17 protein-coding genes and 2 pseudogenes are annotated in these 15,289 nt (G+C 64.4%); 10 read left to right on the forward strand and 9 right to left on the reverse strand.

Features of this window, described 5'->3' with window-relative positions; translation table 11 throughout:
* The first annotated feature begins 74 nt into the window (after positions 1-74).
* Positions 75-221, forward strand: coding sequence for a hypothetical protein (locus ACSFBM_RS00185; RefSeq protein WP_435482595.1), 147 nt, complete (start codon positions 75-77; stop codon positions 219-221).
* A gap of 29 nt (positions 222-250) precedes the next feature.
* On the opposite strand, the gene ACSFBM_RS00190 is transcribed toward ACSFBM_RS00185, so the two are convergent.
* Both ACSFBM_RS00190 and ACSFBM_RS00195 read right to left on the reverse strand, forming a co-directional pair.
* The gene (locus ACSFBM_RS00190; RefSeq protein ID WP_435482596.1) at positions 251-904 is read right to left on the reverse strand and encodes a response regulator transcription factor; all 654 of its coding nucleotides are present in this window, start codon (positions 902-904) and stop codon (positions 251-253) included.
* A gap of 587 nt (positions 905-1,491) precedes the next feature.
* Positions 1,492-1,884: a RidA family protein gene (locus tag ACSFBM_RS00195; protein ID WP_435482597.1), complete on the reverse strand. Its 393-nt coding sequence runs from the start codon at positions 1,882-1,884 to the stop codon at positions 1,492-1,494.
* A gap of 136 nt (positions 1,885-2,020) precedes the next feature.
* On the opposite strand from ACSFBM_RS00195, the pseudogene ACSFBM_RS00200 reads away from it, so the two are divergent.
* Positions 2,021-2,925: pseudogene (locus ACSFBM_RS00200) on the forward strand (LysR family transcriptional regulator).
* A 376-nt stretch (positions 2,926-3,301) separates the two neighbouring features.
* On the opposite strand, the gene rpsU reads toward ACSFBM_RS00200, so the two are convergent.
* Complete coding sequence (gene rpsU / locus ACSFBM_RS00205) at positions 3,302-3,514, reverse strand: 30S ribosomal protein S21 (RefSeq protein WP_435442894.1); 213 nt, start codon at positions 3,512-3,514, stop codon at positions 3,302-3,304.
* A gap of 192 nt (positions 3,515-3,706) precedes the next feature.
* Between rpsU and tnpB the strand changes: the two genes are divergently transcribed.
* Positions 3,707-4,018: an IS66 family insertion sequence element accessory protein TnpB gene (tnpB, locus tag ACSFBM_RS00210; protein WP_435482598.1), complete on the forward strand. Its 312-nt coding sequence runs from the start codon at positions 3,707-3,709 to the stop codon at positions 4,016-4,018.
* Here tnpB and ACSFBM_RS00215 read toward each other — a convergent pair.
* Positions 4,011-4,409 carry a hypothetical protein gene (locus ACSFBM_RS00215; RefSeq protein ID WP_435482599.1) on the reverse strand — a complete coding sequence of 133 codons (399 nt, stop codon included), beginning with the start codon at positions 4,407-4,409 and terminating at the stop codon, positions 4,011-4,013. The genes tnpB and ACSFBM_RS00215 overlap by 8 nt on opposite strands.
* A gap of 208 nt (positions 4,410-4,617) precedes the next feature.
* On the opposite strand from ACSFBM_RS00215, the gene ACSFBM_RS00220 reads away from it, so the two are divergent.
* Entirely contained in the window at positions 4,618-4,863 is a 246-nt protein-coding gene (locus ACSFBM_RS00220) for a helix-turn-helix domain-containing protein (RefSeq protein WP_435482600.1), read from the forward strand.
* A 544-nt stretch (positions 4,864-5,407) separates the two neighbouring features.
* Here ACSFBM_RS00220 and ACSFBM_RS00225 read toward each other — a convergent pair.
* Both ACSFBM_RS00225 and ACSFBM_RS00230 read right to left on the reverse strand, forming a co-directional pair.
* Positions 5,408-5,590 (reverse strand): annotated as a pseudogene (locus ACSFBM_RS00225) (tRNA 2-thiocytidine(32) synthetase TtcA); the annotation flags it as partial.
* A gap of 84 nt (positions 5,591-5,674) precedes the next feature.
* Complete coding sequence (locus ACSFBM_RS00230) at positions 5,675-6,607, reverse strand: LysR family transcriptional regulator (RefSeq protein ID WP_435482601.1); 933 nt, start codon at positions 6,605-6,607, stop codon at positions 5,675-5,677.
* 99 nt (positions 6,608-6,706) lie between these two features.
* Between ACSFBM_RS00230 and ACSFBM_RS00235 the strand changes: the two genes are divergently transcribed.
* Complete coding sequence (locus ACSFBM_RS00235; RefSeq protein WP_435482602.1) at positions 6,707-7,930, forward strand: MFS transporter; 1,224 nt, start codon at positions 6,707-6,709, stop codon at positions 7,928-7,930.
* An 8-nt stretch (positions 7,931-7,938) separates the two neighbouring features.
* Here the strand turns inward: ACSFBM_RS00235 and ACSFBM_RS00240 are convergent, their stop codons facing one another.
* On the reverse strand, positions 7,939-8,328 hold the full coding sequence (locus ACSFBM_RS00240) for a dihydroneopterin aldolase (protein WP_435441305.1): 390 nt from the start codon (positions 8,326-8,328) through the stop codon (positions 7,939-7,941).
* Between the two features lie 8 nt (positions 8,329-8,336).
* Complete coding sequence (locus tag ACSFBM_RS00245; protein WP_435482603.1) at positions 8,337-9,113, reverse strand: SDR family oxidoreductase; 777 nt, start codon at positions 9,111-9,113, stop codon at positions 8,337-8,339.
* A gap of 36 nt (positions 9,114-9,149) precedes the next feature.
* Between ACSFBM_RS00245 and ACSFBM_RS00250 the strand changes: the two genes are divergently transcribed.
* The 5 genes from ACSFBM_RS00250 to ACSFBM_RS00270 all read left to right on the forward strand — a co-directional run bounded on the left by ACSFBM_RS00250 (position 9,150) and on the right by ACSFBM_RS00270 (position 14,865).
* Entirely contained in the window at positions 9,150-10,265 is a 1,116-nt protein-coding gene (locus ACSFBM_RS00250; protein WP_435482604.1) for a class I SAM-dependent methyltransferase, read from the forward strand.
* A gap of 720 nt (positions 10,266-10,985) precedes the next feature.
* Positions 10,986-11,882 (forward strand): TauD/TfdA dioxygenase family protein, encoded by an 897-nt coding sequence (locus ACSFBM_RS00255; protein WP_435482605.1) that lies wholly within the window; start codon positions 10,986-10,988, stop codon positions 11,880-11,882.
* Positions 11,883-11,908: 26 nt separating this feature from the next.
* A complete protein-coding gene (locus tag ACSFBM_RS00260) occupies positions 11,909-12,931 on the forward strand; it encodes an ABC transporter substrate-binding protein (protein ID WP_435482606.1) in 1,023 nt (340 codons plus the stop codon).
* Between the two features lie 59 nt (positions 12,932-12,990).
* Positions 12,991-13,863, forward strand: a complete 873-nt coding sequence (locus tag ACSFBM_RS00265) for an ABC transporter ATP-binding protein (RefSeq protein WP_435482607.1) — start codon at positions 12,991-12,993, stop codon at positions 13,861-13,863.
* 132 nt (positions 13,864-13,995) lie between these two features.
* A complete protein-coding gene (locus ACSFBM_RS00270) occupies positions 13,996-14,865 on the forward strand; it encodes an ABC transporter permease (protein WP_435482608.1) in 870 nt (289 codons plus the stop codon).
* Positions 14,866-14,890: 25 nt separating this feature from the next.
* On the opposite strand, the gene ACSFBM_RS00275 is transcribed toward ACSFBM_RS00270, so the two are convergent.
* Positions 14,891-15,286, reverse strand: a complete 396-nt coding sequence (locus tag ACSFBM_RS00275) for a DUF5329 family protein (RefSeq protein ID WP_435482609.1) — start codon at positions 15,284-15,286, stop codon at positions 14,891-14,893.
* Between the last annotated feature and the right edge of the window lie 3 nt (positions 15,287-15,289).

The raw sequence follows: 15,289 nt of genomic DNA on the forward strand, positions 1-15,289 counted from the left end.
CAAAAAAGCATCCCCGGCTGCTTGCCTTTAGCTGGGGAGCGTTGGGGCGCAAGGTTTTTCCGGTCAGGTTGCGAATGTTTGTCATCGAAGCGTGGTGGGCGCTTGGCAAGATCGCATTCGACCGGCTTGAAGTGGTCCGCTCCGATGCTTCATCATGGTTGTGCTTCGGCGCCGCCGCAACCGATCGCGCGTGCATGCCGCATTGCACTTTTGTGCACTGAAGCCCCCGAGGTCGGAGGCAGTCGTGGCCTTACGTTGCAGCGACGGTCGGCAAGTTGAGTTGGCTTGCGGCTCGAACCAGATCTGCAACTGATCTCACTTCCATTTTTTCCATCATGTTCGCCCTGTAAGCCTTGACAGTGCGTTCAGCGGCCCCTAGTTCCCAACTGATCTGCTTGTTGAGCGACCCCCGAACGACCATGTCCAGAACCTGTCGTTCGCGGGGGCTCAGGCGAGCGTATCGAGCTTCAAGCGCGGATCGCTGCCGACTCGCGATACGCTGGACTGAGTCCTTGGACACTGCGCCCTGCACGGCTTCAAGGAGCATCTCGCTGTCCACTGGTTTGAACAAGACGTCGGTCGCGCCGGCCTTCATCGCGCGCAGGGTCTCGTGAACAGTGGCTTGTGCAGTTACGAAGATCACGGGGAGCGGATCCGGCCGCGCCGCAATCATTTCTTGGAGGTCGAGGCCACTTGGACCTGGCATATGGATGTCAAGGATCATGCATCCGGGAGCAGGTCCCACGCCGGCAAGTAGCATTTCTCCCACGGAACCGTATTCCGCCACTTGATAGCCGGCAGCTCGAAGAAGTCTATTTAAGGCACGCCGGAAAGACTCATCGTCATCGATGAGTCGTAACACTGGAAGATCGTTACGTAACGGCGGGAATTGATCAGGTGTCACGTTCTGCCCCCAAACGGTGTTGAGCGTCTCAATAAAAGGCCGAAAACGCAGTATTTGGGGTATTGAAGCGATTTCGTTAGGACATGACAAGTTGCCCTAAGGTGCAGAAACTGTAGCTCATTAAATTTGTGCTTCCCGCGGATTGCCGGCATCGAAGAAGTGGGCTATTAGGTGGTAGCGCTTAGTCATAAATAGAACTTTTTCCTTCGATTTTCATTTGCGTGCGACCCCACCCGGAACTTTAATTTTTAGGGTGGTGCGTTCCATAAAACACAACATCTTTGGCTCTTTCGCAAGCGCCCAGATCTGTCCCCCTGCTTTAAGGGCGGCAAGTGACGCCTGCTCGAGGCGGTTGCCGCAGGTACGAGGTCACAGACAATACCCAGTCATAAAGAGGTGCATGGACACCCTCTCACTTGCCTAGCCCTACGACTCCGCGTCGCGCAGACGCTCCGCAAAAAACTCCTCAGACTGGGAGGATTTGTCGAACACCCGTTAGCAGCTAGCCATCGTGGACCGGGGCCCGGGCCGAACTAAGCCTGATGCAGGGCTGCGTCGATCAGTCCCCGACACCGGTTGTTCGGCGCTCAGCTAGGAATGCGGGCGATGACCTTAATTTCGAAGTCGAATCCCCCGAGCCAGGTGACCCCGACTGCCGTCCAGTTCGGATACGGCGCCTGGGGAAATACCTCGCCTTTTACAGTCATGACCGTGCCGAACTGGTTCTGTGGATCGGTATGGAAAGTCGTCACATCGACGATGTCGTCAAGCCCGCATCCACCCGCTTTCAACGTCGCCGCGAGATTGGCGAATGCCAGGCGAACTTGCGCCTCGAACTCAGGCTCGGGCGAGCCGTCGCTGCGGCTGCCGACCTGACCCGACACGAATAGCAGATTGCCCGATCGGATCGCTGTGGAATAGGTCTGCGATGTGTAGAGGTCTTGTCGACCGGCGGGGAAAACAGCGTCGCGTGCGCTCATTTCGATACTCCTGATGTTGATGGATCCAGGCACTTTAGTTTTTTGCTTCGCTCGGATAAACCCGCGAACTGCCGCAACACTTGTTTGCGTATTCAATCCAATGATCAGATACCCGGAACAACCAAGGGGCGCACGAATGGACAGGTTCGACAGCATGAAGGCGTTCGTGCGGGTGGTAGAGGCGGACAGTTTCACGAAGGCGGCCGGACACCTGGGCATGAGCCGGACCACGGTCACCCAGATGGTGCAGCAACTGGAGGCGCACTTGCGAATCAAGCTGCTCAACCGCACAACGCGGCGGGTGAACGTCACCACGGATGGCGCCGCCTACTACGAGCGCGTGCTTCGCCTGCTGGCCGAACTGGACGACATCGAAGGCAACCTCCCAGGTGCCTCCACATCGCCGCGCGGCCTGCTTCGCGTGGATGTGCCGAGCCCTTTGGCCAATATCATCCTGGTGCCTGCGCTGCCCGCATTCCACAACCGTTTTCCCGACATTCAGCTGGAGATGAGCGCGAGCGACCGCAAGGTCGACCTGATCGGCGAGAACGTCGATTGCATAGTGCGCGGAGGCGAGGTCAAGGAAGGTTCGCTGGTGGCGCGCCACGTCGGCGACCTGCAGCTCAACGTATATGCCGCGCCGTCCTACCTGGTAGCGGCGGGCACGCCCTCGCACCCGAATGAACTGCACGATCTCCGCCATCGCATCGTGCACTACCGCTGGGCTGGCAAGCTGCCCTATGCGATGACCAAGGGCGACGAGCGCGCGACGATGGAAGGGCGCTACCTGCTGGCGATCGACGACGGAAATGCCTACCTGACCGCCGGGCTTTCAGGGCTGGGCGTGCTATGGCTGCCGGCGTACATGGCAAAGGAACATGCTGCAAACGGCGCGCTGGTGCAGCTCTTCACGGACTGGCGGATAGACCCGATGCCGCTCTACATGGCCTATTCGCCCAACCGCTATGCCCGCAATCGCTTCGGGTGTTCATCGACTGGATTGTCGATCTTATGGCACAGCATGCGCCACGCACCCCCTGACTGGCCAGCTAGCGCGTCACTGACTGAAGAACTGCTGGCCGCAATCAAGGTAATGCGTTCGTTCGTACGTTTTGAGTCTGCAGCGGCCGACCTCACTTCAACCCCGTGCAGTGCGCAGCGAACGCCCACTTGTTGGCCAGTTCATCGATTATCTTTTTCATCGGCTTGCCGGCGCCATGGACCGCCCTGGACCGCCCTGGAGTTGCCTGTCCGCTTGGACCGGGACGGAGCCGGCTGAGCCTTTGCCAGAACATCCTTTAGCCAGGCCACGATTTGCTCCTCCGCCCGTGGGGCGATGCTCACTTGCCGCTCGACCAGGTTGAAAAAGCCCGCGCTGGCGAGCCAAACGGGCCTCAATTCCACTTCCAAGGACGAATCAGTACATCTTCTTGGGCAACTGGGACGAGCGAACCAGCTTGCGCTGCCGGCTGACAGCTGCTGCCTTCTTGCGCTTGCGCTCGGTCGTCGGCTTCTCGTAGAACTCGCGCGCGCGAAGCGCTGTTATCAGACCTAACTTTTCAATCGTGCGCTTGAATCGTCGCAGGGCGACCTCGAAAGGTTCGTTGTCTTTAACACGGACAGTGGTCATCGGATTTAAATGTGTTGGCAACGCTACGGACTGCCAACGCGCGATAAGTTGGGCCGTCGGGTCAACCGAGTTGAATGGCCCTTGATTATCGGGTACCCCAACAGCTTGCTTTGTCCAAAATCAACCACCCGATGTCGAGAGCCTCTACGGTGCGGGCGGGTCAGTGCACGGTAACTTCCGGCGCAGCGGCAAATGGCAGAACGCCTTGAGCGCGCCTTCGCTGATGGTCACGCCGTCCGCCTCGGCCTGCAAGGTAAAGCGGACGGAGGGGGCGCAACCGGCATTGACGCAGCATCACTCATCGAATCGTGTGACGAGTACCGCCATGAGGCGGTGCTTTGCGGCTTGGCCGAACTGGTGCAGACCGCGCCGGCTGAGGATCTGTTCAAGATCCCCGTCTTCGTCTTTCGAGGACGGCGCGGTGACATCCTCAAGGTGCTGTTGTCGACGGCCGAGGCCCGATGCTGTCGACCAGGCGATTTGGAGCGGGGACGCCTCATCTAGCCGCAGGCCACGAAGCGAGGTCGAGCATGTCGTAGTGCGTGAACTGCGCTCCGCTCTCATCTTCGAGGACCAGATGCTCGACTTGATCGGCATCGGCGCTGGTTGCCGACCAGATCTTTCGGATGTCGCGAAGGTGCCAGCGATCAGGATCACTCTCCATTGGCGCCAGATATTGAAGGTGGCGCAACGACTGCGGCCCAACGGTCGCGAAGAGATCGAGTAGATCGCTCTCGTAGATCAACAGAGCTCGCTCCGAGACCTCAAGGTCATCTTCTTGCACCACCCACGTCGGAAAGAAGAAGGGGATCGACAAGTTCAACTGGATCGCTCTCCAGCATCTCGCACCAGGTCCGGCGAGCATGGAGGAGATCTTTTCCTCATTCGAATCCATCGTCAGAAACATTTGAAATGAACCCTATAAGTTGCAGCTCGATGTGAAGCTTGGTCGCGAATGACTTGTTGATCTGATGCCCAAGAGGTTCAAAAAGCTATGCAAACAATACTGATTACTTCTCAAAAGTCTATTTTGCTACTCAAACGCATCAAACGGATATCTTAGCGCTGTCGATAAAAAATGCTAGACGGGGGATTCTTGGTGGATGGGCCAACCTCAACCAAGAACGCAGAGCGCAAGGCAAAGGGTGGCGCTCCATCTACGTGTCATTCGAGCGGAACTCCGCATCTCCCAGGAGCAGCTTGCCGAGGCTGCCGGACTTCATCGGACGTTTGTAGGGTCCGTCGAGAGGGAGGAGAGGAATATCTCGATCGACAACCTCGAACGCCTTGCAACTGCACTGGGTGTCGACGTTTCGCTTCTAGTTTCACCAGTGGGTCAGCGCTCCTAGCAAGCGATTGGAGTACCAATCTGACGGTAAGGACCAGCATGCTCCAGCGGTTGGCCTGGGTCGCGCTATGGCGGAACAAGTCGTGCAAGCCTTGAGCTGAGACTTCCACTGAGTTCGCAGTCGCAGCAGTATGAAATCAGAAGACTGCTTTGCTGACGTCGCCGAAACTGCTTGACTTCCTTACTGCGGTAGGGAGTGACGGCTGTAACGCCCGCTCAACCAGTTGAGACGAGGGGCGGGGCCTTGCGCGAGGTCCTCTCTCACCGATGGGCTTGAATTGTCCACAGCGGAGCGAATGGAAAGTCGCTGGCGCTTCGCGGAGAGAGGTCTGTTCGATCACGATGTCACGGCCCCCGCCGAGATCGCATGGAGGCAATATGATCAGCTTTCAAACAAAGCGAAATCCTTCCACTTCGGGATCTGTTCCGCAATACAGGGCACGGTTGTCGCCCTTCACCGTCCTCTTTCTGGCCGTAACGGAAACAGCGCAGTCAGATCAAGCACTTAGCAAGTCAAAGCCACCAGGTCAAGGCCGCAGTCCAATATCCTTGCCGCCCGAGACGCACACCATGACCTTGTCGCCCTCCTCGATCATGTTGTAGTCGACGATGGCCTGCCCGACCTGGCGGCACAGGCGCTTTTCGAGCTTGTGCGTTTCGCGTTCGATCTTCAGGGAGTGGGTGGCGTCCGCGGCGGCGGGCGCCTCGTCGATCCAGACGGCGTTCATGGGCAGGCTACTTCGGGGAGTCGGGGGAGGGTGCGATTGTCCCCGATCATCCTTTCACCTGCCATCGCGGCGTTTTCATGCGGTTCACTGCACCGGAAACGCCGTGCGCATCGCATCGACAAAGCGGCGCAGCTTGGCCGGGTAGAAGCGCGCGTACGGGTACACGACGTACACGGGCGCATGGGCTGCCTGCCACTGCGGCGCCAGGTGCACCAGCTGCCCGGCCTCCAGCGCCTCGGCCAGCATCCAGGTCGACAGCACCCCCACGCCCACCCCCAGCACGGCCGCGCTGCGCAGCGCGTTCAGGCTGTCGGTGATCATGCGCGGGCGGATCTGCACCCTGTGCACCTCGCCACTGGTCTCATGCGTCAGCACGACCTCGGTGCGGTAGAAGTTCTTCGCGGCCAGCCAGGGGAGCGCCTCCAGGTCGCGGGCGTGCACGGGCGGCGCCACGTCCTTGAACAACGAGGGCGCGCCCACCGCGATGCGCGGCACCTCGGACAGCCGGATGGCCACCACCGACGGGTCGGTCACTTCGCCCACGCGAATCGCGCAGTCCACGCCCTCGGCGATGAAGTCGGGCGTGCGGTCCTGCGGGCCGTCGTGCAGCAGCCATTCGACCGTCATCTGCGGGTAGCTGTGCAGGTAGGCGGCCAGCGGTCCGACCAGCAGCTGCTGGCCGAACACGTGCGGCGCCACCACGCGCAGCCGCCCTTCGGGCTGGTCGACGGCGCCGCGCACCTCGGCCTCGAAGGCGTTCCAGCTCAGGATCAGTTCCCGGGCGCGCTCGAAGCAGCGCTCGCCGTCCTCGGTGAGCTTCATCGCATGGGTGGAGCGCTGCAGCAGGCGCACGCCCAGCGAACGCTCCAGCGCCTGCAGGCGGCGGCTCACGGTGGGCTGGGTGGTGCCCATCTGCGCGGCCGCGGCCGACAGGCTGCCGGCCTCGACGATGCGCACGAAGGTCTGCATCAACTCGATGCGGTCGGCGGAAGCGGTGGGTGGGAGCGGAGCGGCCATACGTACAGCGTATATCAATTGTTCAAAGCAAGGGGCTACCTTCAAGGGGCTGTGGCGAGCACACTCCAGCCCTTGTTTTCGAATCCTAGGGTTAACACCATGTCTTCCATTCATTCAACGCATGAGAGGCTGCCGAACTCGCTGATCCTGCTGCTGGCCGCCAGCGCAGGTTTCGGCGTGGCGGCGCTCTACTACAGCCAGCCGATGCTGGGCGTGCTGAGCCCGGACATCGGCGCCTCCGCCCGCTCGGTGGGCTTCGTGCCCACGCTCACGCAGCTGGGCTACGCGCTGGGCATCCTGCTGCTGGCGCCGCTGGGCGACCGCTTCGACCGGCGCCGCATCATCCTGGCCAAGGCCACCGTGCTGGTGCTGGCGCTGCTCGGCGCGGCGTTCTCGCCTTCGGTCGGCCCGCTGCTCGTGGCCAGCCTCGTCATCGGCCTGGCCGCCACCCTGGCGCAGGACGTGGTGCCGGCCGCCGCCGCGCTGGCGCCCGAAGCGCACCGCGGCAAGATCGTCGGCACGGTCATGACGGGGCTGCTGCTGGGCATTTTGCTGTCGCGCGTGCTGAGCGGCTTCGTGGCCGAGCACTTCGGCTGGCGCGCGATGTTCGTGGTGGCGGCGGCCAGCATCGCGTTCATCGGCGTGGCCGCGGCGCGCGGCCTGCCGCACCTGCGCCCGACCACGCAGCTGGGCTACGGCGCCTTGCTGGGCTCGCTCGGCAAGCTGTGGCGGCGCCACGGCGCGCTGCGCCGCGCCACGATCGCGCAGGCCTTGCTGTCGGTCGGTTTCAGCGCTTTCTGGTCGACGCTGGCCGTGATGCTGCACGGCGCGCCGTTCCACCTGGGCAGCGCGGCAGCAGGAGCCTTCGGCCTGGCCGGAGCGGCCGGTGCGCTGGCCGCGCCCATCGCCGGCCGGCTGGCCGACCGGCGGGGGCCCGAGCTGGTGATCCGCATGGGTGCGGCGTTGGTGGTGGTGTCGTTCGCCGCGATGCTGTTCGCGCCGCTGATGGCGCCCGCCGCGCGGCTGGGGCTCATCGTGGCCAGTGCCATCGGCTTCGACTTCGGCCTGCAGGCCGCGCTGATCGCACACCAGACGGTGGTCTACGGCATCGACCCCGGTGCGCGCAGCCGGCTCAATGCGGTGTTCTTCACGGGCGTGTTCGTCGGCATGGCGACGGGCTCGGCGCTCGGTGCGCTCGTGCTGGCGCAGTGGGGTTGGCCGGGCGTGGCGCTGATGGCCGCGGTGTCGGCACTGGGTGCGCTCGGCGTGCGGATGTGGCCGGCAGGCGCCGGGCCCGCCGTGGCCTGCGGTTCAGCCGCCTGAAAAGGCGTTCACCACTCGCCGGCTTCCATGCGGATCGCCACCTCGCAATCGTCGAAGATTTCGAGCTTGGCGATCTTCACGCGCACGCCCACCACGCCGGGCAGTTGCAGCAGGCGCTGCACCAGCTTGCCGATGAGGCTTTCGAGCAGGTTGACGTGCTCGGCGGTGCACTCCTCGATGATGATGCGGCGCACCTTGCGGTAGTCGAGCACGTGGAAGATGTCGTCGTCCTGCGGCAGCAGCGGCTGCGGGCCGAGGCTGAGTTCGGCGTCCACCAGGATGGGTTGCGGCGCCGTCTTCTCGTGGTCGAGGATGCCCAGGTTGGCATCGAATCGCAGGCCCTGCAGGGTGAGGGTCTGGCGGCCCTGGGTGGGCGAGGGCGTGGAGGGGGTAGACATGGTGCTGCTCACATGAGCGAGAAATCGCGCTCGAATTTCATCAGGTGCTGGCCGCCGTCCACCAGCAGGGTGGTGCCGGTGATCGAGCTGTTTTCCAGCGCGAACTTCACCGTGGCGACCACGTCGGCCGGGGTGGAGGAGCGGCCCAGCGGCGACAGCTTGTGCAGCCGCGCGAAGGTGTCGTCGTCCAGCATGTGGCTGGGCAGCGTGAGGCCGGGCGCCACGCCCACCACGCGCACGCGCGGGGCCAGCGCCAGCGCCAGCATCGGCGTGGCGGCTTCGAGCGCGGCCTTCGACAGCGTGTAGCTCAAGAAGTCGGGGTTCGGGTTCCACAGCTTCTGGTCGAGCAGGTGGATCACGGCACCGTGCGCGTCGCGCGCCGCCAGGTGCTCGTGCAGCGCCTGCGCCAGCAGGATGGCCGCGCCGGTGTTGCTGCGCGCGTGGCGTTCCATGAGCGCGTAGCTGAAGGTGGCGGCCTCGTCGTGCTCGAACAGGGCTGCGCTGTGCACCACCGCATCGACGCCGCGAAAGCGCGCGACCACGCGGGGCAGCAGCGCGCGCGTGGCGGCCTCGTCTTCCAGGTCGGCGGCGAAGAGCGCCGAATCGCCCGAGAGCGCCGCGCAGTCGGCCACCGTCTGCTCGGCCTCGGCGCGCGAGCTGCGGTAGTGCACCGCCACCTGCCAGCCGCCCGCGGCGAGCCCCAGCGCGATCTCGCGGCCCAGCCGGCGACCCGCGCCCGTGACGAGAACGGTGCGGCGGGTGGGGGAGGAGGATGCGGTGCTCATGCGGAGGGGAGATGAGAGGAGAGAGACAATGGCGCCGTGACGACAAAGACAACCCCCAGCAGTTTACCCACCGCCCTCGATCACCTCATCGCGCGCTCCGTCGAGCGCGCGGGCGGCTGGATCGGGTTCGACCGCTTCATGGCGCTGGCCTTGTACGCACCCGGCCTCGGCTACTACGCCAACAGCTCCGCCAAGTTCGGCCACATGCCGTCTTCGGGCAGCGACTTCGTCACCGCACCTGAGTTGACGCCGATGTTCGGCAAGACGCTGGCCGCGCAGGTGGCGCAGGCGCTGGAGAAGACCGGCACCGACACGGTCTGGGAATTCGGCGCGGGCTCGGGTGCGTTGGCGGTCCAGTTGCTGCATGCGCTGGACGAGATGGGCCGTACCGACGTGCGCTACCGCATCGTCGACCTGTCGGGCACGTTGCGCGAGCGGCAGCAGCAGGCGCTGGTGCGCTATGCGGACCGTGTCGAGTGGCTCAACGAACTGCCCGAAGCAATGGAGGGCGTGGTCGTCGGCAACGAGGTGCTCGATGCGATGCCGGTGCAACTGCTGGCACGCGTGGGCGGGCAATGGTTCGAGCGCGGCGTGGTGCGCAACGCGCAGGACGACGGCTGGACCTGGGCCGACCGCGCGACCGAGCTGCGTCCGCCGGTCGACGTGCCGGGCGCGCATGACTACCTCACCGAAATTCATCCGCAGGCGCGGGCTTTCATGGCCACCCTGGCGGACCGGCTGAAGAAGGGCGCGATCTTTCTCGTCGACTATGGGTTTCCTGAAGGGGAGTACTACCACCCGCAGCGGCACATGGGGACCGTGATGTGCCATCGGGCGCACCAGGCCGACGGCGATCCGCTGTCCGACGTGGGCTACAAGGACATCACCGCGCATGTGGACTTCACCGGCATCGCGCTGGCGGGGCAGGACGCGGGGCTTGTCGTGCTGGGCTATGCGAGCCAGGCGCGGTTTCTGCTGAACTGCGGGCTGCTGTCTCTGATGGAAGCTGGGACTGTGGCTGAACGTGCCATGGCGGCGCGGCTCATCCATGAGCATGAGATGGGGGAGCTGTTCAAGGTTGTGGGGTTTGCTGTTGGTGAGGGGTGGGATGCGATGGGGTTTGTTGAAGGGGATCGCAGTCATATGCTCTGAGGTCGGGGCGTGTTTGTTTTCCGGGGCCGGGACTCGCCCCGGCGGGCGACTTACTTTCTTTTGCTTCGCCAAAAGAAAGTAAGCAAAGAAAAGGCGACCCCACTGTCTGCGACCCCTGCGCTGCGCTACGGGGCAACCTGCGGTGCTCGCGTTTCGCGGGGTCTCGCAGAACTCGCTTCGCTCAAACAGCTGCGAGCCCTGATCCGCGAAACACTGCGCTCCTCGGCGCAGCCAGAGGGGGTGCAGACCAATCGGGCCATTGCTTCGCTCGGCCAAGCCGCCGCACGCGCTTCGCGCCTGCGGCGGTTGGTAATGGCGGCTCTTCGGTCTTGGTTGTTGGCTGTTTGCTGTTTGCTGTCTGGAGCCGAGCGCAGCGAAGGCGCTTCGGTATCCCACCCCTTCTGGATGCGCCGAGGAGCGCAGCGTTTCGCGGATCAGGGCTCGCCCTTGTTTGAGCGAAGCGAGTTTGGGCGAGACCCCGCGAAACGTGAGCACCGCAGGTTGCCCGCAGCGAAGCGAAGGGACGCAGCCAGCAGGGGTCGCCTTTCTTTGCTTACTTTCTTTGGCGAAGCAAAGAAAGTAAGTCGCCCGCCGGGGCGAGACCCGGCCCCGGAACCCAATAGGAACCCAACAGAACCCCAACAAAGCCAAAGAACAAAGTCATAAGCTACCAACAAAGAGTTCGTTGGCTATCCCCCCACCGACCCCTACATTCCCGGCATGACAGCCGTTCTTTCCCAAGCGCCAGAGGCCAAGGCCCCAACGCAGCACTTCGAAGTGCGCCCCTTCGCCGCCCCCGTAGGCGCCGAAATCATCGGCCTCGACATCGCCAGCCCGATCAACGCCGAAGACTTCCAGCGCATCCACAAGGCGCACCTCGACCACCACGTGCTGGTGTTCCGCGACCAGCAGGTCACCCCGCAAGCCCACATCGATTTCAGCCGCCGCTTCGGCCCGCTCGAAATCCACGTGCTGCACCAGTTCCAGCTGAAGAACCATCCCGAGATCCTCATCGTCTCCAACATCAAGGAGAACGGCGAGCCCATCGGCCTGGGCGACGCGGGCGTCTACTGGCACTCCGACATCTCGTACAAGCCCAAGCCCAGCCTCGGCTCGCTGCTGCATGCGCAGGAGCTGCCCAGCGAAGGCGGCGACACGCTCTTCGCCGACCAGCACCTCGCCTGGGAAGCGCTGAGCCCCGAGTTGCAGCAGCGCGTGCTGCCGCTCAAGGCCGAGCACAGCTACCTCGCCAAGTACGAAGAGTTGCGTTCGAAGAACCCCTGGCGCCCCAAGCTGTCGCAGGCGCAGATCGACCAGGTCGCGCCCGCCGTGCAGCCCGTGGTGCGCACGCACCCCGAAACAGGCCGCAAGGCGCTGTTCGTCAGCGAGCATTTCACGACGCGCATCGTCGGCCTGCCGCAGGACGAAAGCGACGCGCTGCTGGCCGAGCTGTTCGCCCACAGCGTCAAGCCCGAATTCGTGTACCGCCACACCTGGGCGCCGCACGACCTGGTGTTCTGGGACAACCGTTCGCTGATGCACCTGGCGGCCGGCACACCCGACCACCTGCGCCGCCGCCTCAACCGCACCACCATCGTCGGCGACACGCCTTTCTGATTCCTGATTCCAACGGACCGATTTCAATGAACCGCTTCACGCGCAAAGCCGCCGCCCTCGTCACCGGCCTCGGCCTTCTGGCCGGCAGCCTTTCTTTTTCGGCTTCTGCGCACGCCGAAGGCCAGATCCGCATCGCCGAGCAGTTCGGCATCGTCTACCTGCTGCTCAACGTGGCGCAGGAGCAGAAGCTCATCGAGAAGCACGCCAAGGCCGCGGGTGTGGACGCCAAGGTCGAGTGGGTCAAGCTCTCGGGCGGCTCGGCGGTGAACGACGCGCTGCTGTCCGGCAACATCGAGATCGCGGGCGCCGGCGTGGGCCCGCTGCTCACGCTGTGGGACCGCACCAAGGGCAAGCAGAACGTGAAGGGCGTGGCCTCGCTGGGCAACTTTCCGTACTACCTGGTGAGCAACAACCCGAACGTGAAGACCATTGCCGACTTCACCGAGAAGGACCGCATCGCGCTGCCCGCCGTGGGCGTGTCGGTGCAGTCGCGCGTGCTGCAGTTCGCCTCGGCCAAGCTGTGGGGCGACAAGGAATTCAACCGCCTCGACAAGATCAGCGTGGCGCTGCCGCACCCCGACGCGGCCGCGGCCATCATCAAGGGCGGCACCGAGATCACGGGCCACTTCGGCAACCCGCCGTTCCAGGAGCAGGAGCTCGCGGGCAATCCGAACGCGCACATCGTGCTCAATTCGTACCAGGTGCTCGGCGGGCCGTCGTCGGCCACGGTGCTTTACGCCACCGAGAAATTCCGCAACGAGAACCCCAAGACCTACAAGGCCTTCGTCGATGCGCTCGACGAAGCGGCCAAGTTCGTCACGGCCAACCCCGAGAAGGCGGCCGACATCTACCTGAAGGTGAGCAACGCCAAACTCGACCGCGAGCTGCTGCTGAAGATCATCAAGAACCCCGAGGTGCAGTTCAAGACCACGCCGCAGAACACGTACCCGCTGGCGGAGTTCATGCACCGCGTGGGCGCGATCAAGAACAAGCCGGCTTCGGTGAAGGACTACTTCTTCGACGATGCGCAGAACACGTCGGGGAATTGATGGGCACGGCGAAGGTGCGTTCCGGGTTTGACTCCTTCCCCCTCTGGGGGAAGGTTGGGATGGGGGCGGGCAGAGCGGTGACGAAGCAAGCGCCGTCTGCCCCCACCCCTGCCCTCCCCCGGGAGGGGAGGGAGCAAGACCAGGTGCAAGACTCCGCGCCGCTGCTGCAAGTCGACGCCGTCAGCCTCGAATACCGCACCCCCGAGCGCGTCGTGCGCGCCACGCACCGCGTGAGCTTCGACGTGCATGCGGCCGACCGCTTCGTGCTGCTGGGCCCCTCGGGTTGCGGCAAGTCCACGCTGCTGAAGGCCGTGGCGGGCTTCATCCCGCCGGTCGAAGGCGAGATCCGCCTCGACGGCCGGCGCGTCACGCAGCCCGGCCCCGACCGCATCGTGGTGTTCCAGGAGTTCGACCAGTTGCCGCCTTGGAAGACGGTCAAGCAGAACGTCATGTTCCCGCTGCTGGCGTCGCGCACGCTGGGCAAGAAGGACGCGGCCGAACGCGCGCTGCACTACCTCGACAAGGTCGGCCTGGCCAAGTTCGCCGACGTGCATCCGCACCAGCTCTCGGGCGGCATGAAGCAGCGCGTGGCGATTGCGCGCGCGCTCGCGATGCAGCCGCGCGTGCTGCTGATGGACGAGCCCTTCGCCGCGCTCGACGCGCTCACGCGCCGCAAGATGCAGCAGGAGCTGCTCGAGCTGTGGGACGAGGTGCGCTTCACGCTGTTGTTCGTCACCCACTCGATCGAGGAGGCACTGGTGGTGGGCAACCGCATCGCGCTGCTGTCGCCGCACCCGGGGCGCATGCGCGCGGAAATCAACAGCCACGGCTTCTCGCTGGCGAGCCTGGGCGGCGCCGAGTTCCAGGGCACGGCGCAGCGCATCCACGACATGCTGTTCGAGGAAGAACACGAGGCGGTGGCCGCGCCATGACCCTTTCTTTCTCCCTCCCCCTCTGGGGGAGGGCCGGGGTGGGGGCACGCGGCGCATCCATTGCCGTCGGCCCATTCACCGCCGCTTGCCCCCATCCCAACCTTCCCCCAGAGGGGGAAGGAGCCAAAACCGATGAGCACTCTGACGCCTCCCATCCGCCCTGAATACGAGTTGACGCTCGAGCCCTTCACCGAAGTCCCGCTCGAACGCACGCTGCCGTTGCCCGCCCGCATCTGGGCGCAGGCCGGCGTGCGCAAGGGCCTGATCCTCGTCGTCATCGCCGTGCTGTGGGAACTGGCGGCGCGCTGGCAGAACAACGACCTGCTGCTGCCGACCTTCACCGCCACGGCCCGCGCGCTGGTCGAAGGGCTGGCCAGCGGCGAGCTGATCGAGAAGGTGCGCATCTCGCTGGCCGTGCTGCTGCAGGGCTACCTCGCCGGCGTGGTGCTGGCCTTTGCGCTCACCACGCTGGCGGTGTCCACGCAGATCGGGCGCGACCTGCTGGACACGCTCACTTCCATGTTCAACCCGCTGCCGGCCATCGCGCTGCTGCCGCTCGCCTTGCTGTGGTTCGGGCTGGGCCGGGGCAGCCTGGTGTTCGTGCTGATCCATTCGGTGCTGTGGCCGCTGGCGCTCAACACCTATGCGGGCTTCCAGGGCGTGCCGGAGACGCTGCGCATGGCCGGGCGCAACTACGGGCTCAAGGGCCTGCGCTACGTGCTGCAGATCCTGGTGCCGGCTGCGCTGCCGTCGATTCTTTCGGGTTTGAAGATCGGCTGGGCCTTCGCGTGGCGCACGCTGATCGCGGCCGAGCTGGTGTTCGGGGCGTCCTCGGGCAAGGGCGGGCTGGGCTGGTACATCTTCCAGAACCGCAACGAGCTCTACACCGACCGCGTGTTCGCGGGCCTGGCGATGGTGGTGCTGATCGGCCTGCTGGTCGAGAGCCTGGGCTTCAAGACGCTGGAGCGGCTCACGGTGCGGCGCTGGGGCCAGCAGCGGTAGCAGCGACAACAGGTGCGAGGGGGACTCAGCCGTTCGACGGCTTCTGCGTGCCCTGGCGCAGCGCGCGCAACTCGGCGTTGAGGAACTCGCTGGCGTCGCGCACTGCGCCGTCGTTCAGCTTCACCTTGTAGGCCTGTCCCGTCATCTCCGAGCGCGAAGCGCAACGTGTGATGAAGTCCTCGGCCGTGACCAGTTCCTTTTTGAAGTAGTCGTACTTCGCCTGCATGTGCTTGGCGGCGTCGGCGGCCTTGTATTCGCTGCCGTTGCGCAGGAAGACCATCGACGACATCTTCGCCACGCGCTGGATCAGCGTGTCGATCAGCCGGTCCTCGGTGGCCGAAGGGGTGGCGTGGGCCAGCAGGGCCGATGCGCCGAGCACGACGGTCAGCAGCGCGGCGCGCAAGGGTTTGAAGTGAGCCATGGT

This window comes from Variovorax pasteuri, from assembly GCF_051216435.1.
Lineage (GTDB): Bacteria > Pseudomonadota > Gammaproteobacteria > Burkholderiales > Burkholderiaceae_C > Variovorax.